The sequence below is a fragment of the Monashia sp. HAY1-2A genome, assembly GCF_056755315.1.
Window position 1 is genome coordinate 20,105 of record NZ_JBNDHY010000016.1, and the last position, 24,728, is coordinate 44,832.

Below are 24,728 nucleotides of genomic sequence, written 5' to 3' on the forward strand. Positions count from 1 at the left end.
CGAACGACGTGGAGCCCGACCGATGCGCCTGGAGGTGAACCCGTGACGCCGCACCTGCGAGGCTACGTGCGCGCCTACGTCGACCGGGCCCTGCCTCCGGCGATGCTCCACCTCTACGACCGGCACCTCGTGTGCTGCGTGTCGTGCCGCGACGCGGTCGACCGGGAGCGGCGCATCGTCGCGGCGCTGCGCTCGGACACCGGGATGCCGACGTCGCTGCGTTCGTCGCTGCTCGGTCTGGCGGCGGCTCAGACCGCGCCGGGGTCGGGACACGACGGGGGCCCGCGCATCCCGCTGCCGCCGATGGGCGTGCGCCATGCCCTGCCGACCTACGACCCGGTGCCGACCGTGCGTCCGGGCGCGCCCGCGCTGCACCGCTCCCCGATGCGGGCCGCGGTCGTCGCGTCGCTCGCCGCGGGGGCCTCGGTCGCCGCGGCGTGGGGCCTGGCCGTCTCACCCGTGCCGGGCGGGACGCGGCTGCCGTCGGCGGGAGTGCCCGTGGCCAGCCTCGGGTCGAGTCCGAGCACCACGGGTTCCGGCATGTCGGCGCTGCTCGTGAGCCGCCTCGGGTCGTCGGCCAGGGGGAGCGGTTCGACGGCTTCCACGGCCGCGGGGGCCGTCTCCGGAGCCGGCTCGACAGCCGCCGGCCCGGATGCCCCGGCGTCCAGCCGGCTCGCCGCCGTCAGCGCGCCGTACTGGGTCGTCACCAACCGGGTCGTCAACCGTCCGCCGCAGGTGGGCCAGGTGCGTTCGGCGTCGGCGGGTTCGGCAGAATCGACGCCATGAGCGACGAGCCGCGCAGGCCCGAACCCGAGCCCGCAGGTGCTCCCGAACCGCAGGGCGCGAGCGAACCGGAGCGCACCGGTGTCATCGACGTCGGCGCCACCCAGGAGGTACCCGGGCCCGCAGCATCCTCCGAGGCGTGGTTCGACGTCTTCCGCGGCGAGCACCCGGCCGAGGGACCGGGCGTTCCAGCCCGTGCCGATGCCGCCTGGGGCAGCGACCGCGCCGACGCCGTGGCGGAGGAGGCACACCGGGCCGCCTACGCCCCGCCCGCCGCGCCCGCCGCTGGCGCCCTCGACGCCGTCGACGAGGTCCCCGCGACCGGGACACCCTCCGGCTCGACCGGTGCCGGCCCCCCCGCCACGGGCCCGGGCGCGTCGGCGGCCGGCTACTGGGCGGCGCCGGGGGCCCCTGGCGGCCCCGGGGGGCCGAGCGAGGCCGCCGGTCCCGTCACGGTGCCCGTGGCACCGGCCGACGCCGGCGCCGAGGCCCCGGTCGCGGGAGCGACACCGGTCGCGGGACCGATGTCGGGGGCGGCGTCGGCGCCGGTCGACGTGCCGCCGCGGCGACGCCGCGGCGTCCTCGTGGCGGCCGTCGCCGGGCTGTGCCTCCTGTCGGGGGTCGTCGGCGGCGTCGCCGGGCAGGTGCTCGACGACCGCGTCAACCTCACGAGCGGCTCGACGCTGCCGACTCCCGGCATCGGGGCAACCGCCCGCCCGGCGGGCAGCGTCGCCAACATCGCGGCGACCGCCCTGCCGAGCGTCGTGACGATCAAGGTCGACGGCGGCAGCGAGGGGTCGGCCACGGGGTCGGGCTTCGTCATCGACCGCAAGGGTCACATCCTGACCAACAACCACGTCGTGTCGGCCGCGAGCGGGCAGATCGACGTCGTACTCAGCAACGGCGACACCGAGAAGGCCACGGTCGTGGGCAAGGACGCCTCCTACGACCTGGCGGTCATCAGGATCGGCCGCACCGACCTCACGCCCCTCACGCTCGGCAGGTCCGACCAGGTCGTCGTCGGCGACCAGGTCATCGCCGTCGGGGCCCCGCTCGGGCTGGACCAGACCGTGACGACCGGCATCGTCAGCGCGCTCAACCGGCCGGTCACGCCGGGCGAGGGCACCGAGACCTCCTTCATCAACGCCATCCAGACCGACGCCGCGATCAACCCGGGCAACTCCGGCGGGCCCCTGCTCGACATGTCCGGACAGGTGATCGGCGTCAACTCGGCTATCGCCCGCGTGCCCGGCACCGGTGGCTCGACCGGCGGCAGCATCGGCCTCGGCTTCGCCATCCCGAGCGACCAGGCCCGGCGCACCGCCGACCAGCTCATCGCCACGGGCAAGGCCACCCACCCGATCATCGGCGTCAGCCTCGACCGCACCTTCAGCGGCGACGGCGCCCAGGTCCTCGACCGCCCGGACGCCGTGACGGCGGGCGGTCCCGCCGCCAAGGCGGGCGTCAGGCCGGGCGACATCATCACGGCCTTCGAGGGCAAGCGCATCCGCACCCCGGACCAGCTCATCGTCTCGATCCGCTCGCGCGCCGTCGGGGACACGGTCACGCTCACGGTGCTGCGCGACGGCCGTCGGACCGACCTGCAGATGACGCTCGAGGCCGACCCGGACAACTGAGCCGGCTCCCGGGGCGCTTCCGTATGATGGCGCGCGCCGGCCTGCAGGGAAGCGAGGAAGAGTGTTCGACATCAACGGGTGGGAGCTGCTCCTGCTCGGCCTCCTCGCGGTCATCGTCCTCGGCCCCGAGCGCCTTCCCGAGTACGCCGCCAAGTTCGGCCGGTTCGTCCGGCAGGCGCGGGCCATGGCCGACCGGGCCAAGGAGCAGCTCAAGGACGAGATGGGTCCGGAGTTCTCCGACATCGACTGGCGGGCCTACGACCCGCGCCAGTACGACCCGCGCCGGATCGTCCGCGACGCCCTGAGCGCGCCGGCCGACGAGCCCGAGCCGGAGCCGGACAAACCGGTGAGCCTGCCGCGCGGCCACGACCCGTCGAAACCGACGCCGTGGGACGCCGAGGCCACCTGAGCACGCCGTCGGGTCCCCGCCGAGAAAACGATCTGACCCAGAGGCATCGGCTGTCGGGGGCGGCAGCTATCGTCAGGAGCTGATGTCTCTCGAACCCGTCGCGCACCCGCCTGCCTCCGTCCGCTCCCTCTGGCGCCTGCGGGGGTACCTGCGGCCGCACCGTCGGGCCCTGGTCGTCATGTTCACCGCCTCGCTCGCCGGCGTCGGGCTGTCCATCGCCCTGCCACTGGTGACGCGCGCCATCATCGACGGGCCGATCTCGCGGCACGAGCTCGGCCCGGTCCTGCCGCTCGGGCTGCTCGCGCTCGGCCTCGGTGTCCTCGAGGCCGTGCTGATCTTCGTGCGCCGCTGGGTGCAGTCCAACGCCGTCCTCGGCCTCGAGACCGCGCTGCGCCGCGACCTCTACGAGCGTCTGCAGGCGCTGCCGATGAGCTTCCACACGCGGTGGCAGTCCGGCCAGCTGCTCTCGCGAGCCACCACCGACCTGTCGGCGATCCGCCGGTTCAGCGGGTTCGGCCTGCTGTTCCTCGTCGTCAACGTCCTGCAGCTCGTCGTCGTCACCGGCGTCCTGCTGTCGATGTACTGGCCGCTCGGGGTCGTCGTGGCCGCCGTGTCGGTGCCGATCATCTGGCTCTCGATGCGCTTCGAGAAGGCCTACGTCGTCGTCTCGCGCCGGGTCCAGGACCAGCAGGGTGACCTCGCGACCCAGGCCGAGGAGGGTGCCGTCGGCATCCGCGTCATCAAGTCGTTCGGCCGCAGCGACCACGTGTCCGGTCGTTACGACGCGGCCGCGCTCGAGCTGCGCGCGACGAGCATGGACAAGGTGCGCCTCTCCGCGAAGTTCTGGACCTTCCTGGAGGTCATCCCCAACCTCGCCGTCGTCGTCGTGCTGCTCCTCGGGGCGATCGGCGTCGGCCGCGGTGCGCTCACGCCGGGCGAGCTCGTCGCCTTCATCACCCTGATGCTCTCGCTCGTGTGGCCGGTCTCCTCGCTCGGCGTCATCCTCGCGATGGCCCAGGAGGCGATGACCGCGGCGGCCCGGGTCCTCGAGATCTTCGACACCGCACCCGAGATCGTCTCGGGCGGGCAGACGTCGACGCCGAGGCGCGGCCACCTGCGCTTCGAGCACGTCGACTTCGCCTTTCCCGACGCCCCCGACCAGCCGGTGCTGCGCGACGTCAACCTCGACCTGCCACCGGGGCAGACGGTCGCCCTCGTCGGCGCCACGGGCACCGGCAAGACCGCGCTGACCTCGCTCGTGCCCCGGCTGTTCGACGTCACCGGTGGGCGCATCACCATCGACGGCGTCGACGTGCGCGACCTCGACCTCGCGGCGCTGCGCAGCCTCGTCGCCACGGCCTTCGAGGAGCCGACCCTCTTCTCGATGAGCGCCCGCGAGAACGTGACCCTCGGTCGGGTCGAGGCCACCGAGCACGAGGTCCTCGCCGCGCTCGAGATCGCCCAGGCGGGATTCGTCCACGACCTGCCGTGGGGGCTCGACACCCGCATCGGGGAGCAGGGCCTGTCGCTGTCCGGCGGGCAGCGCCAGCGGCTCGCCCTCGCGCGCGCCGTCCTGTCGCGTCCGGCGGTCCTCGTCCTCGACGACACCCTCTCCGCGCTCGACGTCCACACCGAGAACCTCGTCGAGGAGGCGCTGTCGCGAGTGCTGTCCGAGACCACCGGCCTCATCGTCGCCCACCGCGCCTCGACCGTCCTGCTCGCCGACCGCGTGGCCCTCCTGCAGGGCGGCACCATCACCCACGTCGGCACCCATCGCGAGCTGCTCGACACCGTCCCGGCCTACCGCGAGCTGCTCGCCGCGGACCCGGTGGCCGGACACGACGCCCCGGCGGAGGTGTCGGCATGAGCGCGCCCGTGCAGGACTGGCGCGGCGTCGCCTCGGACGAGACCGAGGGCGAGCTGACCGCGCAGGCCTCGGCCCGGCTCGCGGGCCGCTCACGGCGGCTGCTCGCCGACGTGATGCGGCCGTGGCGGCGGGCGCTGTGGTGGCTCATGGCCGTCGTCGTCGTCGAGAACGGGGCCCGCCTCGCCATCCCGTACCTCGTCAAGGAGGGCATCGACGTCGGCATCCCGCCGATCCGTGACTCCGGCGACCTCGAACCGCTGCTCGTCGTCGTCGCCCTCGTCCTCGCCGCCACGCTCACCCAGGCCGTCGCGCGCAACCTCTTCCTCGTGCGCTCCGGCCAGATCGGCCAGGACATCCTCCTCTCCATCCGCCGGCGCGTCTTCCGGCACTTCCAGCGCCTCAGCCCCGCCTTCCACGACCGGTACACCTCGGGCCGCGTCATCTCGCGCCAGACCTCCGACGTCGATGCCATCTACGAGATGCTCGAGACCGGCTTCGACGGCCTCGTCACGGCCGCGCTGACGCTCGTCGGCACGTCCGTCCTGCTGCTCGTCCTCGACGTCAAGCTCGGTCTCGTCGCCCTGCTCTGCGGCCCGTTCCTCGCCTGGCTGACCAACTGGTTCCGCAAGGAGTCGGCGCGCAGCTACCGCGCGACCCGCGAGAAGGTCGCCCTCGTCATCGTCCACTTCGTCGAGTCGATGAACGGCATCCGCGCGGTCCAGGCCTTCCGCCGCGAGCCGCGCAACCAGGAGATCTTCGACGACGTCAACGACCAGTACCGGCGCGCCAACCTCGTCGCGTTCCGCCTCGTCGCCTGGTTCATGCCCGGCATCCGCCTCATCGGCAACGTCACCATCGCGGTGGTGCTGCTCTACGGCGGCTACCTCGCCTACGAGGGCGAGGTCACGGTCGGCGTGCTCGCCGCGTTCCTGCTGTACCTGCGGCAGTTCTTCGAGCCGATGATGGAGATCTCCCAGTTCTACAACACCTTCCAGTCCGCCTCGGCCGCGCTCGAGAAGCTGTCCGGCGTCCTCGAGGAGGAGCCCGACGTCCCTGAGCCGACCGACCCCGTCGCGCTCGAGGGGGCGCGCGGCGAGCTGCGTCTCGAGCACGTCCGGTTCGAGTACGTGCCCGGCACCCCCGTCCTGCCCGACCTCGACCTCACGGTCCCCGCGGGCCAGACCGTCGCCCTCGTCGGGACGACCGGTGCCGGCAAGACGACCCTGGCCAAGCTGGCGACGCGGTTCTACGACCCGACGCGGGGCGCGGTGCTGCTCGACGGCGTCGACCTGCGCCGCATCCGGTCCGAGGACCTGCACCGCGCGGTCGTCATGGTGACCCAGGAGAGCTACCTGTTCAGCGGCACGGTCGCCGACAACATCCGCTTCGGCCGGCCCGAGGCCACCGACGAACAGGTGCAGGCCGCGGCGCGGGCCCTCGGTGCGCACGCGTTCATCTCCGCCCTGCCCGAGGGGTACGCGACGCCGGTGTCCAACCGTGGTGGCCTGCTCAGCGCCGGCCAGCGTCAGCTCGTCGCGTTCGCCCGGGCCTTCCTCGCCGACCCCGCGGTGCTCATCCTCGACGAGGCGACGTCCTCCCTCGACATCCCGTCCGAGCGGCTCGTGCAGCGGGCCCTGCAGACCATCCTCGCCGGGCGCACCGCCGTCGTCATCGCGCACCGCCTGTCGACCGTCGAGATCGCCGACCGGGTGCTCGTCATGGAGCACGGGCGCATCGTCGAGGACGGTGCGCCGGGCGACCTCATCGAGGCCGGGTCGGGCCGGTTCGCCGGCCTGCACCGGGCCTGGATGGACTCCCTGGCCTGAGTCGCCCCCCGGGCGCGTTCAGCGCCCGACGGGGCTCAGGCCGAGGGAGCGGCCGGCCAGGCCGCGGGCCCGGCTCGCGAGGCCCCGCGCGATGCCCCGCAGCGCGACCCCCGCGGCCGAGTCCGGGGCGCCGAGGACGACGGGCGTGCCGGCGTCGCCGCCCTCGCGCAGCCGCGTGTCGAGCGGGATCTGGCCGAGCAGCTCGACGGGCGCGCCGATGCTGCGGCTCAGCGAGTCGGCGACGGCGCGGCCGCCGCCGGAGCCGAAGATCTCCTGACGCGTGCCGTCGGGCAGCTCGAGCCAGCTCATGTTCTCGATGACGCCGGCGAGGCGCTGGTGGGTCTGCAGGGCGATCGACCCGGCGCGCTCGGCGACCTCGGCGGCGGCCTGTTGCGGCGTCGTGACGACGAGGATCTCGGCCGTCGGGATGAGCTGGGCCACCGAGATGGCGATGTCGCCGGTGCCGGGGGGCAGGTCGAGCAGCAGGACGTCGAGGTCCCCCCAGAAGACGTCGCCGAGGAACTGCTGCAGGGCCCGGTGCAGCATGGGGCCGCGCCACACGACGGGCTGGTTGCCGGGCACGAACATGCCGATCGAGATGACCTTCACGTCGTGGCTGACCGGCGGCAGGATCATGTCGTCGACCTGCGTCGGGCGCTGCTCGACGCCGAGCATGCGCGGCACCGAGAAGCCGTAGACGTCGGCGTCGACCACCCCGACCCGCAGGCCCTGCTCGGCCATGGCGGCCGCGAGGTTGACGGTGACCGAGGACTTGCCGACGCCGCCCTTGCCGGACGCGACCGCGTAGACGCGCGTCAGGCTGTTCGGCCTGGCGAAGGGGATCTCCTTCTCGGGTGCGCCGCCGCGCAGCTGCTGGCGCAGGGCCGCGCGCTGCTCGTCGCTCATGACGTCGAGGGCGACGTCGACGGAGGTCACGCCCTCGACCGCGAGGAGGGCTGCCGTCGTGTCGCGGGTCAGGGTGTCCTTCATCGGGCAGCCCGAGACCGTGAGGTAGATGGCCACGGCCACCGCACCGGCGTCGTCGACCTCGACCGACTTGACCATGCCGAGCTCGGTGATCGGCTTGCGGATCTCGGGGTCGTTGACCTTCGACAGTGCCGTGAGCAGGGTGTCACGGCTCGGCAGCGCGGGGGCGGACATGTCCTCCATCGTAGGTCGCGCCCGCGGCCCTCCCGACCACGGTCCGTGTCTACCGCGACACACGCCGCCACCCACGGCGACGCACACCGCAGGCACCCACCGAGTGGCCACCCCGGAGCGCAACACACCGAGCAGTGGCCAACGCGTCGGGGTGTACCCGTGACGGGTTGGCGACTACTCGGTGTGTTGCGCGGGGGTGGGCTCGTCGGAGCGGTGGATGAGGGCGCGCTCCTCGAGCTCGTCGATGAGGCTGCGGAGCTCGGAGCGGAGGAAGTCGCGCGTCGCCTGCTCGCGCAGGGCCAGGCGCAGCGAGGCGACCTCGCGCGTCAGGAACTCGGTGTCGGCGAGGTTGCGCTCGTCGCGGGCGCGGTCCTGCTCGAGGGCGACGCGGTCGCGGTCGGCCTGCCGGTTCTGGGCGAGGAGGATGAGCGGCGCGGCGTACGAGGCCTGCAGGCTGAGCATCAGCGTCAGGAAGATGAAGGGGTACTCGTCGAAGACGAGGTCGCGCGGGGCGAGGACGTTCCAGCCGATCCACGCGACGACGAAGACCGTCATCCCGATGAGGAACTGCGCGGTGCCCATGAACCGCGCGAACTTCTCGGACAGGACCCCGAAGGCCTCCTGCGAGAACGACACGGTCAGGAGGCGGGGCCGCTGCTCGCGTGGCTGGTCCAGCTTGTCGAGCTTGTCGATGCGGCTGCCCCGCGGGCCGGTGCGCCGCTCGGCTCGCTCGCTCACGGGCGCACCTCCAGCTCGTGCCGCTCCTCACGCCAGTCCTCCGGGAGGATGTGGTCGAGGACGTCGTCGACGGTGACCGCGCCGATGAGGCGTCCGTCGTCGTCGACGACGGGCAGCGACACGAGGTTGTACGTCGCGAGGGTGCGCGTGACGGTCTCGAGCGAGGCGCTCGCCGGCACCGGCTCCATCTCCTTGTCGATGATGCTGCCGACGGCGGCGTGCGGCGGCTCGCGCAGCAGCCGCTGGATGTGGACGAGCCCGAGGTAGCGGCCGGTCGGGACCTCGAGCGGCGGACGGCACACGTAGACCATCGACGCGAGAGCCGGCGCGAGCTCCTCGCGGCGGACCATCGCGAGGGCCTCGGCGATGGTGGCCTCGGGACCGAGGACGACGGGCTCGGTCGTCATCATGCCGCCGGCGGTGTTCTCGTCGTACGTCAGCAGGCGGCGAAGGGGAGCCGCGTCCTCGGGCTCCATGAGCTGGAGCAGCTGCTCGGCCTGCTCGGGCGGCAGGTCGGCGAGCAGGTCCGCGGCGTCGTCGGGCTCCATCGCCTCGAGGACGTCGGCGGCGCGCTCGGTGTCGAGGCCGGCGATGATCTCGACCTGGTCGTCCTCGGGCAGCTCCTCGAGGACGTCGGCGAGGCGCTCGTCGTCGAGCGCGGCGGCCACCTCGGCGCGACGCTTGGGGTTGAGGTCGTGGATCACCTCAGCGAGGTCGGCGACCTTGAGGTCGTCGTAGGTCTCGAGGAGCCGCTCGGCGCTCTGGGCGGCGGCCTGGTCGTGCAGACCGGTGACGTCGCGGATGTCGACGAGCATCGTCTTGCCGGAACGGCGGCGGGTCAGCCGCGAGACGGCGCGCGAGGCCGACGAGACGCCGGAGACCTGGCGCACGAACACCTTGACACCGAGCCAGTCGCGTCGGGGCCCCTGCTCGATGGCGAGGTCCTCGACGACGGCATCGGCGAAGCCGGCCTCGATGGCGTCGGGGGTGGTGACGTGGACGGCGCGGTCGAACAGCTCGGCGGCGACGAGCACCTCGTTGGTGCGCTGCTCGAAGCGGCGCATGTTGACCAGACCCGTCGTGATGACGGCACCGGCGTCGATGGAGGTGACGCGGGTCATCGGCACGAAGACGCGGCGGCGCCCGGGCACCTCGACGACCAGACCGATGACGCGCGGCTGCGGCCGGCCCGCGGGAAACACCACCACGACGTCGCGGACGCGCCCGACCTGGTCGCCGAGCGGGTCGAAGACGCTCAGGCCGGTCAGGCGCGCGACGAAGACGCGGGTGTTTCCACTCATGACGCCAAGGCTATTCGGTCAGGACGGACGGCGACGTCCGCCACGTCGCTGCTGGTGCTTGCGCATCTTGGCCCGCTCCTTGGCCGCCTTGCGCCGGCTCCGCTCCTCGGCGCGTGCCTGCTGGCGCTGGGCCTTCTCCTCGCCGCGGCCGCCCAGGTGCCAGGGGCGCCAGGCGGTCGTCGTGGCGGTGGTGCGGGCCGGTGCGGCCCGGTGGGCGTCGGCGGAGTAGGCGCCGGGCGACTCGACCGGCTCCCCGAACGGGACGAGCGCGGTGATGGTGCACTCGGCGGCCCACCGGGCCAGCGAGTCGTCGACGGCGTTGAGCCGAGAGGCCTTGAGCAGGTCGGCGGCTCGGGCCCACTGGGGCGTGCCGGGTTGCAGGACGTGGACCGTCGCGCGGACGGTGAGCAGCCGGCCACCGGTGTCCTTGCTGCGCAGGACCAGTCGGACCTCCTTCGGCAGCCAGGGCAGCGGCTGCTCGCCCGGACCGCTGACGACGAGCGCCGCGCCCTCGTCCCACACGTGCCAGGCCGGCCAGGCACGGTCGTCGGCGACGTCGATCCACAGCAGCCCGGACTTGCCCATCGCCTCGCCGAGGAGCGCGCTGAGGTTGGCGGCCGGTGCGCGGGGGGTGTGCGTGGAGTCGTCGGTCGTGCCGCGGACGACGGTGCGGTCGGTGGGCTCGTGGACGGGCTCGTGGATGGGCTCGCCGACGGGCTCGCCGGTGGGCCCGGTCGTCGCTGGCGCGGTGCTGGGGTCGCTCACAGGGCCACCCTAGTGATCCGCACCTCATGCCGGCCGGGCGTGAGCGCGGTCATAACCGGTGCCGTGGGGCCGCCGCTAGGTTGGCGCCCATGCGCAGCGCGAAGGACTTCTTCCGTCCCCTCGCGGTGGGTGCGCCGGCTCCGCTCACGCAGGTGCCGGCCCGCCCGTCGCGGGTCATCCACTTCTTCGACCCGAGCAACGAGAAGATGGCGGCCAAGGTCCCCGGCCTCGTCGGCACGGTGGACGTGCTGCTCGGCAACCTCGAGGACGCCGTCAAGGCCGACCGCAAGGAGGCGGCCCGGGCGGGTCTCGTCGCCGTCGCGAAGACCACCGACTTCGGCGAGCACACGCAGCTGTGGACGCGCGTCAACGCGCTCGACAGCCCGTGGGCGCTCGACGACCTGACGACGCTGGTCACCGAGATCGGCGACAAGCTGGACGTCGTCATGGTCCCCAAGGTGCAGGGCGCCGAGGACATCCACTACGTCGACCGGCTGCTGGCCCAGCTGGAGGCCAGGGCGGGGCTGACGCGTCCGATCCTCGTGCACGCGATCCTCGAGACGGCGCGCGGCATGGTCAACGTCGAGGAGATCTGCGGGGCCAGCCCGCGCATGCAGGGCCTCTCCCTCGGGCCGGCCGACCTCGCGGCCGACCGCCGGATGAAGACGACCCGTGTCGGCGGTGGCCACCCCGGCTACCTCGTGCGCGAGGACGCACCGGGCGACGACGTCCACGCGACCCGCCCGGTGCACCAGCAGGACCTGTGGCACTACACGATCGCCCGGATGGTCGACGCCTGCGCGATGCACGGCATCTACCCGTACTACGGCCCGTTCGGCGACATCACGGACGTCGTCGCGTGCGAGGACCAGTTCCGCAACGCGTTCCTGCTCGGCTGTGTCGGGGCGTGGTCGCTGCACCCGGTGCAGATCGACATCGCCAAGCGGGTGTTCAGCCCGTCGCCCGACGACGTGCGCCACGCCCGACGCGTCGTCGCCGCCATGGGCGACGGCACCGGGGCGGTCATGCTCGACGGGAAGATGGAGGACGACGCAAGCCTCAAGCAGTGCCTCGTCATCGTCGAGCTCGCCGAGCGGCTCGCGGCCACCGATCCCGACCTCGCTCGACGCTACGCCGAACCCGCCGAACCCGCCGAACCCGAGCTCCAGGGACAAGGGGCCTGAGGAATGGGACCCGACGAGACCGCCTTCCGTCCGCGTCGCTCGGTGCTCTACCTGCCGAGCTCCAACGAACGGGCGCTCGAGAAGGCCAGGACGCTGCCCGTCGACGGGCTGATCCTCGACCTCGAGGATGCCGTCGCGCCGGAGGCCAAGGGCTCCGCTCGCGAGAACGCCTGTGCCGCAGCTCGATCGGGCGCCTACGGTCGACGCGAGCTGACGATACGCGTCAACGCCATCGGGACGCGGTGGCACGAGGACGACCTCGCCGCCGCGGCCGCTGCCGGCCCGGATGCCGTCGTCGTGCCCAAGGTCGGGTCCGCCGACGAGGTGCGCTCCCTCGTCGACGCGCTCGAGGCCGCGGGTGCCCCGGAGCGCACGCGGCTGTGGGCCATGGTCGAGACCCCGGCGGCGATCCTCGACGCCGCCCGGATCGCCGCTGCGTCGGACCGGCTGGCCTGTCTCGTCCTCGGGACCAACGACCTCTACAAGGAGCTCGGGGCCTCCTTCGCGCCGGGTCGCGCCGCCGTCATGACGAGCCTGCAGCTGGCGGTGCTCGGGGCCCGGGCGGCCGGCGTCGCGGTGCTCGACGGCGTCTTCAACGACGTCAAGGACGCCGACGGGTTCCTCGCCGAGGCGCGTCAGGGTCGGGAGCTCGGCTTCGACGGCAAGACGCTCATCCACCCGGCACAGGTCGGCCCGGCCAACGAGGTCTTCGCCCCGAGTGCCGGGCAGGTCGAGGACGCCCGCGCCGTCATCGAGGCGTTCGAGCAGGCGCAGTCCGAGGGCCGTGGCGTCGCCACGCTGAACGGTCGGCTCGTCGAGAACCTCCACGTCGACACGGCGCGCAAGGTCATCGCGACCGCCGAGGCGATCTCGGCCCTCGCCGACTGACCCGCCTCCGTCCGCTGCCGAGACCTCGACCCGGGGAGCGGCTCAGGTGACCGCGTGGAGCTTGTCGGGGTTGCGGATGCCGTACACGGCCACGACGCGGTCGTCCTCGACGGTGAGGAACCACACCGAGTCGACGCCCTCGGCGGTCAGCAGCACGACCGCGTCCTCGCCGTTGACGACGCGCACCTCGGCACCGGTCACGGCCGCCGACTCCGGCCGGTTCAGGACGCCGGCGAGCCAGCGGGCGACCTTGTCCGCCGTGTGGATCGGGCGCAGGGCCGCGCGGCGGATCCCGCCGCCGTCGCTGACGAGGGTGACGTCGGGGGCTAGCACCTCGAAGAGCGCCTCGACCTGACCGCCGGCGGCCGCGGCGAGGAACCGTTCGGTCACCTCCCGGTGCCGAGCCGCGTCGACGACGCTCCGGGGCCGCCGCGCCTCGACGTGCGAGCGTGCCCGGTGCACGAGCTGGCGCACCGCCGCGGGTGACCGGTCGAGCGTCGTGGCCACCTCAGTGGCCGGCATGCCGAACACCTCGGTCAGGACGAACGCCGCGCGCTCCAGCGGGCTGAGCGACTCGAGGACGATGAGCATCGCCATCGACACCTCGTCGGCCAGCTCGGCGGCGGCGGCACCGTCGTCCCGGGGGTCGCTCGCGACCGGCTCGGGCAACCACGGGCCGACGTAGGTCTCGCGGCGCGAGCGCAGCTGGCGAAGGCGGTTGAGGGCCAGACGCGTCGTCACCGTCAGCAGGAAGGCGCGCGGCTCGTCGACCGTGGACAGGTCGACGTCGCGCCACCGCAGCCACGCCTCCTGCACGACGTCCTCGGCGTCGCTGTGGCTGGACAGGATCCGGTAGGCGGCACCGACGAGCGTGCCGCGGTGCTCCTCGAAGACCGCCGTCTGGGGGTGCCGGGTCGCGGGCGTCCCGTCGGCGGCGTCCGGTGTCGCAGGGGTCCTCATCGGTTCCTCACCTCGTGGTCTGGTGGCTGCCGGCCGGCCACCGCGATCATCGCAGGGACCGGCGGCGCATGCGGTTCGACAGGTGGACACGCGTCGCGCCCACGGTGTGACATGGCGGACGCGCCGGAGCCGGCCCCGTTTCCCGTGCAGGGCCGACCCGGGTGAGACTGGGGCCGTGACGACGCCCGAGACGCGCCCGCCGAGGCCCGCGTCGACCGCGCGAACTTCTGCGGGCCGGCCGGGCCCCACGCGTGCGCCCGGCTTCGGGAACGAGCCGCCACTGCGGCTGACGCGTCGGGGTGTCCTCGTCCTCGGTGGGCTCGGGGCCGCCGCGGTCGCCGGCGGCGGCTGGGCGCTCGCCTCGGTGATCGCGCCGGACCACCCCGTGACGATGACGCCGGAGGCCAGGGACCATCCCGTCGCGGTCGAGCGGTCCGTGCTCCGACGCCGGGACGCCGTCGGCGGGGCGGCCCACCACTACGAGGTCGACGGCCGGGCGACGCCGTACTACGTGCAGGACGCCTTCGCCGCCACGCTCGCGGCGTGGATGACGACGCACCGGGCGCTGACCGGCCAGCGCCCGGAGGCCCTGCACTCCTACGGCGGCTGGACCAGGGGTGCCGGCACGTCGTGGCACCACTCCGGCCAGGCGCTCGACGTCGCCCGCCTCCGCGCCGACGGACGGGACGTCGCCTCGCTGCGCTACGACCGCTGGCGCGACGACACCGCCGCCGAGGTGCGCCGCCGGCTCCGGACCTACTGGCAGGTGGCGGCCGGCCTGCACCTGCACTTCGCGGACGTGCTGACCTACCTGTTCGACGCCTCGCACGGCAACCACATCCACGTCGACAGCGGACGCTTCGGCCCCGGCGGCGTCCCCCGGCTCATCCCGCGCTCGGGCGCCCAGGTCCAGGCGGTCCAGGCCATGTGCGTCCACGTGTGGGGACGCGGCGAGGTGACGATCACCGGCCGGCTCGACGCGGCGACGCGGGACGCGACGACCGCCATCCTGCGCGACCACGGGGGCGAGGGCGAGCTGACCGACGGCGTCGAGGCGTGGCAGGCCTTCCTCCGGGCCACGATGCGCGAGGCGCGTGACGCCTGAGCGCGACGCCCGCCGCGCGGGCGACCGTAGGATCGGCCGCATGCCCCGGAGCGTGCTCACCCCGCAGGTGGAGGACTTCCCGCGCTGGTACCAGGACGTCATCGCCAAGGCGGAGCTGGCCGACAACGGTCCGGTGCGCGGCACCATGGTCATCCGCCCGTACGGCTACGCGATCTGGGAGCGGATGCAGGCCGACATGGACCGGCGGATCAAGGAGGCCGGCGCCCGCAACGCCTACTTCCCGCTCTTCATCCCGGAGTCCTACCTGACCCGCGAGGCCGAGCACGTCGAGGGCTTCAGCCCCGAGCTGGCTGTGGTCACCCACGCGGGCGGCAAGGAGCTCGACGAGCCGGTCGTCGTGCGCCCGACGTCCGAGACCGTCATCGGCGAGTACATGGCGAAGTGGACCCAGAGCTACCGCGACCTGCCGCTGCTGCTCAACCAGTGGGCCAACGTCGTGCGGTGGGAGCTGCGCCCGCGGGTCTTCCTGCGCACCAGCGAGTTCCTCTGGCAGGAGGGCCACACGGCGCACGCGACCGAGCAGGACGCACGCGACTACGCCTGGCGCATCCACTCCGAGGTCTACGCGGCCTTCATGCGGGAGATGCTCGCGATGCCGGTGGTCCTCGGCCGCAAGACCGCTCGCGAGCGTTTCGCCGGGGCGACGAACACCCTTGCGCTGGAGGCGATGATGCGCGACGGCAAGGCCCTGCAGATGGGGACGAGCCATGAGCTCGGCCAGAACTTCGCCACGGCGTTCGACATCACCTACCTGTCCGAGCAGGGCCACCGGGAGCTGTGCTGGACGACCTCGTGGGGCACCTCCACCCGCATGCTCGGCGGCCTGATCATGTGCCACGGCGACGACGCCGGCCTGCAGGTTCCGCCACGTCTGGCACCGGTGCAGGCGCTCGTCATGGTCGTCAAGGCAGGCGAGGGGGTCGCCGAGGCCGCGGCTCGGGTCCGCACCGACCTCGTCGCCGCCGGTGTCCGTGCCGAGCTCGACGACCGCACCGACACCCCCTTCGGCCGCCGCGCGGTCGACGCCGAGCTCAAGGGCATCCCGGTACGGGTCGAGGTCGGGCCCCGCGACCTCGTCGACGACAGCGTCACCGTGGTGCGCCGCATCGCCGGGGGGAAGGCGCCGGTGTCGCTGCGCGCCCTCGTGCCGACCGTCACGGCGGCCCTCGCCGAGGACCAGGACTCCCTCTACGCGGCTGCCCTGGCGCACCGTGACGCGCGCACGAGCGCCGTGACGACGATCGAGGAGGCCGCCGAGGCCGCCCGCACCGGATGGGCGACGATCCCGTGGGCGACGCTCGGGGTCGAGGGCGAGGAGCGGCTGGCCGCATCGACCGTCACCGTGCGGTGCCTGACGATGCCCGACGGCTCGGTGCCACCGTCGGAGGGCGCGGACGGAGTGCTCGCCGTCGTCGGCCGTGCCTACTGACGCGAACCCGAAGGCGGTGGTTGCGTCGGTCGGGACCTCCCGTCCGGGGTGCTCGGCGTCACGGTCGGTCCGGGGAAGGTCCGGGCCCGCGGCGTCGTTGAGACTGACGTGAGGACGGTGGACGCGTGAGCGAGCAGCACAGCGACGAGACGGTGACGCCCGGGCGACCCGTGCCGCAGCCCGGGACGGCGCAGCCGGAGGTGCTGACGCCGTTGCTGCGCGACCGTGAGAGCGTCATGGTCTACGACCGCGAGCACGAGCTGTCCCCCGAGGCCCTGCGGGCCATCCTCGAGGCCGCCCGGTGGGCGCCGTCGGCGGGCAACTCGCAGCCCTGGGGCTTCATCGTCGGCCGCCGCGGGGACGAGACGCACGCCGCGATGATCGAGGTGCTGAGCGCCCCGAACCGGGTGTGGGCCCCGTCGGCGTCGGCGATCGTCTTCACGCTGCACCAGGTGGCGACCGACGAGGACCACGAGGTGTCCTACAGCGACTACGCGATGTTCGACCTCGGCCAGGCCGTCGCCCACATCACCGTGCAGGCCCGGTCGATGGGGTTGCAGGTGCGCCAGTTCGGCGGCTTCGACCACCGCGCCGCGAACGAGGCGTTCGCCGTACCGCGGCACTGGGCCGTCACGACGGGCATCGCCCTGGGCCTACCGGCACCGTCGGGCGTCGACGACGAGATGCCCGACTGGGTGCGCACCCGGGCACGGCTCCCTCGATCCCGCCTGCCGCTCGAGGAGTTCGTCCACTCGGGGAAGTTCGGCCACCCGGCCGACTTCCTGTCCGAGCCCCCGTCCTGACGCCGAAACCGTCCCGGGGCGGGGACCACGCCACGAACGCGTGGTCCCCGCCCGCCTGCCACGACGTCGTCGTCGAGCCGTCGTCCGCGGCGTCACCACCGTGACGTCGCGGCCGCCATGAGGTCACCGAAGACGAGGCCGTGGTCGACCTCGAACCCACGACGCGTGAACCAGTCCCCGATGTTGCGCGCGTCGCGCTCGAGGAAATCGGGCCCGTGCGGGTTGCCGATGACGTCGACGACCTGCGGCCAGTCGATGATGACGAGCCTGGCCGCCTCGCCCTCGCCGTCGAGAAGGACGTTGTACGGCGAGAGGTCGCCGTGCGCCCAGCCCAGCTGGGCCAGCCGGAGCATCGCGTCGCGCAGCTGCTCGAAGAGCCCGGGCAGCAGCTCCGGGTCCGGACGGGTCTGCGCGAGCCGCGGCGCAGCCTGCCCGTCGGGAGTGCCGATGAACTCCATCAGCATCTCCTCGTCGGACATCTGCACCGGGTACGGCACGGGCAGGCCCTCGTGCCAGAGCCGGACCAGCGTCTCGAACTCCGCGAAGGCCCAGAGCCCACTGATGAGCTCCTTGCCGAACGAGGTACGCGTGCGGATGGCCCGCGTCTCGCGCGACTTGCGGACCCGACGGCCCTCGAGGTAGCCGGCGTCGCGGTGGAAGAGCCGGTTCCTGCTCGACCGGTACCGCTTGCCGGCCATGAGCACGTCGCGGTCAGGCGAGCCTGGCACCCACCGCCGGACGAGGTGGACGTCGGCCTCCTTGCCCGTCTTGAGGACGCCGAGGTCGGACTCCACGGCTCCGAGGTCGGTGATGACCCACTCGGGGCGCGGCTTGGGACCGTGGGTCGCACCGTCCCACGACGACCACCGCTCGCCTTCGGGTGGACCGTCGGGGTCGGTGTCGACCGCGTACTGCTCGACGTCGAGGTCGGACAGGCGGCCGTCGGTCAGGTGAGGGTCGAATACCTCGTATTCGTCCTCGTGGAAAGCATTGAAAGACAAGGAAACTCCAAGGAAGAAGTGAGCTGGGCGGTCATGCCCGGGACCGTGATCGACATGTCACCCTCCTTGGGTCGGTGCGGACGGCCGTGTGCGGCCCGCTCTGGTAGAGAGTGGCGCGGGCGCGCGCCGTCGGCAACCGATTTACGCGCCGACGCGCCCCACGACCCGGCCCGCACGGGTCCTCCCGGACGACTTGTGCCGTTTCGGTATCAGAGCCGCCCTCTGCCGCTCTACCGTGGCAAGGAGCAGGGTCCGTCTCGGAGGTGAGCCAGGAATGCCGACCGCGTCCTTCGGTGGGGGAGCGGTGCGCGTACGCACGCCCCGGGACTACGACGCCACGCCCGCGCCGGACCGCACCCGCGACCTCCCGCTGCCCTCGTCGGCCGAGGCGCGCAAGGAGGGCGTCCTCGCCGCCCTCCAGGACGAGCAGTTCGACGTCGTCGAGCGGATCGCCCTCTCCCCGAGGGCCTCTCGTGGCCTGGGCAGCGCTGCGGCCAACCGCGTGGGGACCGTCGCGGTCGACGTCGACGTGCCCCCGGAACAGGACGCCGTCGTCCTCGTCGAGCGGGACGGCGTGTGGTCCTGGCACCTGCCGAGGGGCCGCACCCGAGGGCTGGGCGACGGCTCGCGGACGGTCAGCTTCCGCATCGACGTGCAGCCGACGCGTCCGTCCGCGCCGTCCCGACGCCGACCGGCCGCTCGCGGTGACCGAACCCGAGCCCTCGGACCGCCCGGGAACACGGACCGGGGCCTGCTCGGTGACCTCGTGCACGGGGCGGCGGAGGCGGTCGTCCTGCGGTTCGCGTCACCGCTGCTCGACACGCTCGTCGACCGGCTCGAGACCGGGGCCCGCACCGGCCTCGTCCACGTCACCGACGAGCCGGTCGAGACGTGGCTCCCCGTCGAGACGCTGGCCGACGTCCCCCTCCCGACCGACCGGCCCGCGCGGGTCCTGCTCCTCGTCCACGGGACGTTCTCCTCGACCGCGGGGGCCTTCGGCGCGTTGTCGCTGGCCCCCGGGGCCGGTGGATTCGTGCGGACCCTCGTCGAGGCCTACGACGCCGTCATCGGTTACGACCACCGCACCCTGAGCCTCGACCCGGAGCAGAACGCCCGCGACCTGCTCGAGCGGCTCCACGTCGCGGGGGTGCGCGACGACCTCGTCCTCGACGTCGTGACGCACAGCCGTGGCGGGCTCGTGACCCGGTCGTTCATCGAGTCGGTGCTGCCCGGGTCCGGCTGGGGAGCAACGGTCGACACCGCCGTGTTCGTCGCCTCGACGCACGGTGGAACGCACCTGGCCGACCCGGCCCGGTGGCGCGACCTCGTCGACCTCTACACCAACCTCGTCACGCTCGCTGCGAGCGGGCTCGGGCTCGTCCCGGGCGCGGCTCCCTTCGCGGCGGTCGTCGGCGGCGTCGTGCGGGCGGTCGGCAGCCTCGTCAAGGTCCTCGCGACCGCGGCCACGGCGAGCGGTGACCACGCCGCGGTCCCGGGCCTGGCCGCCATGGTGCCCGGTGGGCCCTTCGTCACCGACCTCAACGCGGACCAGCCGGGTCAGCCCGGGCCGGGGACGAGCTGGTACGTCGTCAGCAGCGACTTCCACGCCTCCCTCGACGGCCACGACGCCCCGGCCCGGCTCCCCAAGGAGCTGGCCACCGTGCTCGCCGAGGGGTTCGTCGACGGGCTCTTCCACGGCCCCAACGACCTCGTCGTCGACGTCGCGTCGATGTCGGCCATCGGACCACCGAGCGGGGGCTACGTGCGCGACACCCTGGCCCTGGGCACCAACGGGACGGTCACGCACGTCGACTACTTCGCCCAGCTCGAGGTGATCGGTGCACTGTCGCAGTGGCTGCCGCTGGGGCTCGGTGCCGGCGCCGGCGACGACGCGTCGCTCCCGGACTGGATGACGGCCGGTGCCGAGCCGATGCCGTCGGAGGCGCTGCCGTCGGAGGCGCCCCTGCCGCCGACGCCCCTGCCGCCGGCGTCCCTGCCGCCGACGTCCCTGCCGCCGGCGTCCCTGCCGCCGGCGTCGCTGCCGCCGACGCCGCTGCCGCCGGCGTCGCTGCCGCCGGCGTCGCTGCCGCCGGCGTCGCTGCCGCCTCAGGTCGGCGCGGAGCCGGAGGAGCCCACCGGTGGCGGGCCGCGCGACCTCCCACCGGCGCCCGCCGGCCGCGTCACGGCCCGGCGCGGGACCCCGCAGCCGGCCCCCGAACCGGCCGCCGCGCCGACGACGCGCGCCGGCCTGGCCGCCGAGATGCCCTCGCTCCTGACGCCGGGCCAGACCTTCACCGTGCGCGTGCGGCTCGCTCGCGGGCGGCTCACCGCCACCGAGGGCACGGCGAGCGTCACCGAGACCGTCGAGCTCGTCGCCGAGCGACCGGTGTCGGTGCAGGTGCTCGGCAAGGACAACGTCGAGGTGCTCGAGCGCGAGGCGAAGGTGTTCGGCCTGCCGAGCGGCGACTGGGCGAGCGAGCTGACCTTCTCCGCGCGACCCCTCGCAGACGGGCCGGTCTCGGTCGCGGTCGTCCTGCGCCAGGGATGGGTACCCGTGGCGAACGTGACCCTCGACGCGAAGGCTGGGGCCGCGTCCGTCGTGACGCCGCCACCGGTGAGCGCGACCGTGCACCCCGGCATCGATGCTCCCGAGCTCGACGGGCTGCCGTGCCTCGACATCGTCGAGTGCCGCCGGCCGAGCGGTGAGCGCGTCTACTCCTATGCCGTGCGGCTGGTGCCCGGAGAGGAGCCGCACCTGTTCGAGTCCGGTCCGATCGTCGGTCGCGACGACTTCGTCCGGGAGCGCATCGCCGAGGTGGAGCGCGTCATCCGCGACCCCGACCTCAGCGAGGCGCGCCGCCTCAAGCAGCTGCAGAACACCGGCTCGTTGCTGTTCGAGCAGTTCTTCCCCGCGGACATGCGGGCCTACCTCTGGGCCAACCGCGACCGGGTCAGCGACCTCCTCGTCTACACGGACGAGCCGTACGTGCCGTGGGAGCTGTTCCACCTCAAGCCGCCCCGGGGCAAGCGCGGCGTCGAGCCGCGGTTCCTCGCCCAGGGCGGGCTCGTGCGCTGGCAGCTCGGCAGCCTTCCGCCACAGCGGATCCGCGTGCGCGCCGGGAGGGCGCGCACCATCTGCCCGGAGTACGCCGACCCGATGTTCCGCAACGACGTGGGGCTGCTCGAGGCCGCCTACCTGCACGAACGCTTCGGGGCGCGGCCGGTCACGGCCACCCCGAGCGGCGTGGAGAGGGTGCTGCGGGGTGGGACCTTCGACCTGCTCCACTTCTCCGGCCACGGCGCTGCCGACGCCGCGGACATCGCCGACGCCCGGGTGCTGCTCAAGGGGCGGCGCCGCGGGCAGGAGGTGCTCCAGCAGTTCCTGAGCTCGACCGACGTGTCGCAGAACGTCGCCTGGGCCGCTGCGGGCCGACCCGGCCCGGTCGTCGTCCTCAACGCCTGCCAGACCGGCCGTGGCGGCGAGCTGTTCACGACCGTCGGCGGCTTCGCCAAGGCCTTCCTCGACGCCGGCGCGTCGGCGTTCGTCTCGTGCCTGTGGTCCGTGCACGAGGAGCCGGCGCGGGTCTTCGTCGAGACGCTCTACGACGAGCTGCTCCGAGGCACCCCGATGGCGCGCGCCAGCGCCGCAGCCCGCACCGCCGCCCGGGAGGCGGGCGATCCCACCTGGCTCGCCTACGTCGTCTACGCCCGACCCGACGCCGTGCTCGAGATCGCTTGAGCCGCATCACACTCGCCCCCACCGCCTCGATCCTCCGCGGCGGCACGACCGCACCACAGCACCGACCGCACACGACCCCGACTCCCGAGAAGGAAGGAACGGCCATGGCACGCAAGGCCCTCTGCGTCGGCATCAACGAGTTCGCGTCGCTCCCGCGCACGAGCTGGCTCAACGGCTGCGTCAACGACGCCAACGACGTCGCGGCGGGTCTGCGCGCCTTCGGCTTCACCAAGCGCGGCACGACGGTCCTCACCGACGCCGACGCGACGAAGAAGAACATCATGAGCGCGCTCACCGACATGGTGAGGCGGGCCAAGCCCGGCGACCACCTCGTCTTCACCTTCTCCAGCCACGGGACCCAGGTGCCCAACGAACCCGGCGGCGACGCCGAGCCCGACGGCCTGGACGAGGCCTTCGCCTGCCACGACATCCGCCAGCGGGGCAACCAGTGGGACCGCGACACCGTCATCGTCGACGACGAGCTGCGCGACCTGTTCGCCTCGGTTCCGCAGGGCGTCCTGCTCGAGGTGCTCCTCGACACCTGCCACAGCGGCACCGGCCTGCGTGACCTCGAGGAGATCATGCAGGCGGCCGTCCTCGGGCGCGCACCGCGCTTCCTGCCACCGCCGACGCCGGCCGGACTGGAGCAGGTGCGCTCGATCAGGTCGGTCACGGCGCCGCGCACCGTCGACCGCAAGGCCCTCGTCGAGCTGACCAAGGGCCGTCGCGCCGGGGCCAAGCCGGTACTCTTCGCGGCCTGCAAGCCGGACCAGACGGCGTCCGACGCGACCTTCGACGGCCGGTCCAACGGCGCCTTCACGTACCTGTTCCTCAAGGCCCTCGCCGGCAACCGGGCCGCAACCCGTACCGAGCTCCTGCGCAACGTGACGTCGGGCCTCAAGAGCGGTGACTTCAGCCAGCGTTCGACGCTCGAGGGCCCGGTCGCCTCGAAGAAGGTGGCCTTCGGCCAGCCCTGGTGATGCCGGGTCGCCGGTGACCGAGACCACAGGTGTCGACCCTCACAGGCGAGGGCCCTGCCCGGCCGACGAGCCCGGCGGCATACTCGGTCGCAGCCGAACCCGGCCGGTCGTCACCGACCCGGCAGGTCCCGGCACAGTCCAGCCCAGACGCAAGGTGGCGATTCGAGCATGTCCCGACTGCAGCAGACCGATGGCCTGTCCGAGGAGCAGATCGAGCTGGTCAAGCTCGTGCGTGAGTTCGTCGAGGAGCAGATCCTGCCGGTGGCCACCGAGCTGGAGCACCGCGACGAGTACCCGAGCGAGATCGTCGAGGGCATGAAGCAGATGGGCATCTTCGGGTTGATGATCCCGGAGGAGTACGGCGGGCTGGGGGAGTCGCTGCTGACGTACGCGTTGTGCGTCGAGGAGATCGCCCGGGGCTGGATGAGTGTCAGCGGGATCATCAACACCCACTTCATCGTGGCGTACATGATCCTGCAGCACGGCACCGAGGAGCAGAAGCGGCGCTACCTGCCCCGGATGGCCACCGGTGAGGTGCGGGGGGCGTTCTCGATGAGCGAGCCGGGCTGCGGCTCGGACGTGTCGGCGATCAAGACCAAGGCGGTGCGCGAGGACGACGGTGGGTGGTCGATCACCGGTCAGAAGATGTGGTTGACCAACGGTGGGTCGGCCAACCTCGTGGCGGTGCTGGTCAAGACCGACACGGGTGCGGAGTCGGTGTACCGGAACATGACGACGTTCCTGGTGGAGAAGGAGCCCGGGTTCGGCCAGACGGCCCAGGGGATCACGGTGCCGGGCAAGATCGAGAAGATGGGCTACAAGGGCGTCGACACGACCGAGCTGCTCCTGGACGGGCACCGCAGCACCGACGCCCAGGTCCTCGGCGGCGAGCCGGGGCGGGGTTTCTACCAGATGATGGACGGGGTCGAGGTGGGCCGGGTCAACGTGGCCGCGCGGGGCTGTGGGGTGGCGCGGCGGGCGTTCGAGCTGGCGGTGGCGTACGCGCAGCAGCGGGAGACCTTCGGCAAGAAGATCGTCGAGCACCAGGCGGTGCTGTTCCGGTTGGCCGACATGGCGGTCAAGGTGGAGGCGGCGCACGCGATGATGGTCAAGGCTGCCCGGACGAAGGACTCGGGGCAGCGCAACGACCTCGAGGCGGGGATGGCCAAGTACCTGGCCTCGGAGAACTGCGCCCAGGTCGTCGAGGACGCGTTCCGGATCCACGGCGGGTACGGCTACTCCAAGGAGTACGAGATCGAGCGGCTCTACCGGGAGGCGCCGATGCTGCTCATCGGGGAGGGGACCGCCGACATCCAGCGGATGATCATCGGGCGCCGCCTCCTCGAGGAGTACCGCCTCCGCGGCTGAGGTCGACGTCTCCCGGTCCCGGGTCGGGGACGGCCGGAGTGCGAGGATGAGGGCATGAGCCTGCAACCGAAGGGTCCGGGGCGACGGCCGGGATTCGCGACTCTGTCCCTCGACTACCCCCTGTCACTCGGCATCTTCGACAAGTACGAGGATGCCCAGAAGGCCGTGGACACCTTGTCCGACAAGGAGTTCCCGGTCGAGAACTGCCTCATCGTCGGCACCGAGCTCAAGCAGCTCGAACGGGTCACCGCACGGCTCACGTGGGGCCGCGTGGCGCTCGGCGGACTGCTGTCGGGCATCTGGCTCGGCCTGTTCGTCGGTCTGATCCTCATGCTCTTCACCCAGACCTCCAACCCGACGAGCATCCTGCTGCTGACCGTCGTCTACGGCGCAGGGTTCGGGCTGATCTGGTCCCTCGTCGGCTACTCGTTCACGCGCGGAGCACGCGACTTCTCCTCGGTGAGCCAGGTCGTCGCCACGAAGTACGAGGTGTTCTGCGAGCACAAGTTCGCCCAGCAGGGGCGGGCCATCCTCGCCGAGGCCGGCATCGTCGGTCTGCACCCGTCGCCGGCCCCGCCCGACCGGCCGCCGCAGCCCGGACCGCCGCCCCCGGCGGTCTAGGGCCGGGCACCCGGGGCGTGCAACGGTTCGTCGCCCCGACGTGTCTGCTCGGGTGAAGGACCACCCGATGGAGGGAGCCCCATGCCCACCCGCCCGTCTGTCTCTTATACACATCTGACGCTGCCGACGAGGGAGAGAGTGT

General features: G+C 72.9%; 20 protein-coding genes. 14 read left to right on the forward strand and 6 right to left on the reverse strand.

The features are described from left to right. The first annotated feature begins 42 nt into the window (after nucleotides 1-42). The 5 genes from ACPYOM_RS04075 to ACPYOM_RS04095 all read left to right on the forward strand — a co-directional run bounded on the left by ACPYOM_RS04075 (nucleotide 43) and on the right by ACPYOM_RS04095 (nucleotide 6,522). Entirely contained in the window at nucleotides 43-786 is a 744-nt protein-coding gene (locus ACPYOM_RS04075; RefSeq protein ID WP_481344980.1) for a hypothetical protein, read from the forward strand. Beyond that, nucleotides 783-2,420 carry a S1C family serine protease gene (locus ACPYOM_RS04080; RefSeq protein WP_481344981.1) on the forward strand — a complete coding sequence of 546 codons (1,638 nt, stop codon included), beginning with the start codon at nucleotides 783-785 and terminating at the stop codon, nucleotides 2,418-2,420. Before ACPYOM_RS04075 ends, ACPYOM_RS04080 begins: the two co-directional genes overlap by 4 nt. A 61-nt stretch (nucleotides 2,421-2,481) precedes the next feature. Beyond that, on the forward strand, nucleotides 2,482-2,829 hold the full coding sequence (locus ACPYOM_RS04085; RefSeq protein WP_481342208.1) for a twin-arginine translocase TatA/TatE family subunit: 348 nt from the start codon (nucleotides 2,482-2,484) through the stop codon (nucleotides 2,827-2,829). Nucleotides 2,830-2,911: 82 nt separating this feature from the next. Further along, nucleotides 2,912-4,696, forward strand: a complete 1,785-nt coding sequence (locus ACPYOM_RS04090) for an ABC transporter ATP-binding protein (RefSeq protein ID WP_481344982.1) — start codon at nucleotides 2,912-2,914, stop codon at nucleotides 4,694-4,696. Next, nucleotides 4,693-6,522: an ABC transporter ATP-binding protein gene (locus tag ACPYOM_RS04095; protein WP_481344983.1), complete on the forward strand. Its 1,830-nt coding sequence runs from the start codon at nucleotides 4,693-4,695 to the stop codon at nucleotides 6,520-6,522. Before ACPYOM_RS04090 ends, ACPYOM_RS04095 begins: the two co-directional genes overlap by 4 nt. Before the next feature lie 18 nt (nucleotides 6,523-6,540). Here ACPYOM_RS04095 and ACPYOM_RS04100 read toward each other — a convergent pair whose 3' ends face one another. From ACPYOM_RS04100 to ACPYOM_RS04115, 4 genes are all read right to left on the reverse strand, one after another. Then, entirely contained in the window at nucleotides 6,541-7,683 is a 1,143-nt protein-coding gene (locus ACPYOM_RS04100) for an Mrp/NBP35 family ATP-binding protein (protein ID WP_481344984.1), read from the reverse strand. 174 nt (nucleotides 7,684-7,857) lie between these two features. Continuing rightward, nucleotides 7,858-8,421 (reverse strand): DUF1003 domain-containing protein, encoded by a 564-nt coding sequence (locus ACPYOM_RS04105; protein WP_481344985.1) that lies wholly within the window; start codon nucleotides 8,419-8,421, stop codon nucleotides 7,858-7,860. After that, nucleotides 8,418-9,722, reverse strand: a complete 1,305-nt coding sequence (locus ACPYOM_RS04110; protein ID WP_481342215.1) for a magnesium transporter MgtE N-terminal domain-containing protein — start codon at nucleotides 9,720-9,722, stop codon at nucleotides 8,418-8,420. Before ACPYOM_RS04110 ends, ACPYOM_RS04105 begins: the two co-directional genes overlap by 4 nt. 18 nt (nucleotides 9,723-9,740) lie before the next feature. Continuing rightward, complete coding sequence (locus ACPYOM_RS04115) at nucleotides 9,741-10,487, reverse strand: hypothetical protein (protein WP_481344986.1); 747 nt, start codon at nucleotides 10,485-10,487, stop codon at nucleotides 9,741-9,743. An 89-nt stretch (nucleotides 10,488-10,576) separates the two neighbouring features. Between ACPYOM_RS04115 and ACPYOM_RS04120 the strand changes: the two genes are divergently transcribed. Both ACPYOM_RS04120 and ACPYOM_RS04125 read left to right on the forward strand, forming a co-directional pair. Further along, complete coding sequence (locus ACPYOM_RS04120; protein ID WP_481344987.1) at nucleotides 10,577-11,671, forward strand: HpcH/HpaI aldolase/citrate lyase family protein; 1,095 nt, start codon at nucleotides 10,577-10,579, stop codon at nucleotides 11,669-11,671. A gap of 3 nt (nucleotides 11,672-11,674) precedes the next feature. Continuing rightward, nucleotides 11,675-12,559, forward strand: coding sequence for an HpcH/HpaI aldolase/citrate lyase family protein (locus ACPYOM_RS04125; RefSeq protein ID WP_481344988.1), 885 nt, complete (start codon nucleotides 11,675-11,677; stop codon nucleotides 12,557-12,559). Between the two features lie 42 nt (nucleotides 12,560-12,601). On the opposite strand, the gene sigJ is transcribed toward ACPYOM_RS04125, so the two are convergent. After that, entirely contained in the window at nucleotides 12,602-13,519 is a 918-nt protein-coding gene (sigJ, locus tag ACPYOM_RS04130; protein ID WP_481344989.1) for an RNA polymerase sigma factor SigJ, read from the reverse strand. A 175-nt stretch (nucleotides 13,520-13,694) separates the two neighbouring features. Here sigJ and ACPYOM_RS04135 point away from each other — a divergent pair, with 175 nt between their 5' ends. The 3 genes from ACPYOM_RS04135 (at nucleotide 13,695) to ACPYOM_RS04145 (ending at nucleotide 16,877) form a co-directional block, all read left to right on the forward strand. Continuing rightward, complete coding sequence (locus ACPYOM_RS04135; RefSeq protein ID WP_481344990.1) at nucleotides 13,695-14,624, forward strand: extensin family protein; 930 nt, start codon at nucleotides 13,695-13,697, stop codon at nucleotides 14,622-14,624. A gap of 40 nt (nucleotides 14,625-14,664) precedes the next feature. Then, nucleotides 14,665-16,074 carry a proline--tRNA ligase gene (proS, locus tag ACPYOM_RS04140; RefSeq protein ID WP_481344991.1) on the forward strand — a complete coding sequence of 470 codons (1,410 nt, stop codon included), beginning with the start codon at nucleotides 14,665-14,667 and terminating at the stop codon, nucleotides 16,072-16,074. A gap of 125 nt (nucleotides 16,075-16,199) precedes the next feature. Further along, nucleotides 16,200-16,877, forward strand: a complete 678-nt coding sequence (locus ACPYOM_RS04145; RefSeq protein ID WP_481344992.1) for a nitroreductase family protein — start codon at nucleotides 16,200-16,202, stop codon at nucleotides 16,875-16,877. Between the two features lie 92 nt (nucleotides 16,878-16,969). Here the strand turns inward: ACPYOM_RS04145 and ACPYOM_RS04150 are convergent, their stop codons facing one another. Next, the gene (locus ACPYOM_RS04150; protein ID WP_481344993.1) at nucleotides 16,970-17,878 is read right to left on the reverse strand and encodes a serine protein kinase RIO; all 909 of its coding nucleotides are present in this window, start codon (nucleotides 17,876-17,878) and stop codon (nucleotides 16,970-16,972) included. A gap of 274 nt (nucleotides 17,879-18,152) precedes the next feature. Between ACPYOM_RS04150 and ACPYOM_RS04155 the strand changes: the two genes are divergently transcribed. The 4 genes from ACPYOM_RS04155 (at nucleotide 18,153) to ACPYOM_RS04170 (ending at nucleotide 24,586) form a co-directional block, all read left to right on the forward strand. Continuing rightward, entirely contained in the window at nucleotides 18,153-21,617 is a 3,465-nt protein-coding gene (locus ACPYOM_RS04155) for a DUF7379 domain-containing protein (protein WP_481344994.1), read from the forward strand. Nucleotides 21,618-21,721: 104 nt separating this feature from the next. Beyond that, entirely contained in the window at nucleotides 21,722-22,597 is an 876-nt protein-coding gene (locus ACPYOM_RS04160) for a caspase family protein (protein WP_481344995.1), read from the forward strand. 168 nt (nucleotides 22,598-22,765) lie between these two features. Continuing rightward, nucleotides 22,766-23,965 carry an acyl-CoA dehydrogenase family protein gene (locus ACPYOM_RS04165; protein WP_481342226.1) on the forward strand — a complete coding sequence of 400 codons (1,200 nt, stop codon included), beginning with the start codon at nucleotides 22,766-22,768 and terminating at the stop codon, nucleotides 23,963-23,965. Between the two features lie 54 nt (nucleotides 23,966-24,019). Continuing rightward, nucleotides 24,020-24,586: a YflT domain-containing protein gene (locus tag ACPYOM_RS04170; RefSeq protein ID WP_481344996.1), complete on the forward strand. Its 567-nt coding sequence runs from the start codon at nucleotides 24,020-24,022 to the stop codon at nucleotides 24,584-24,586. Nucleotides 24,587-24,728: the final 142 nt, after the last annotated feature.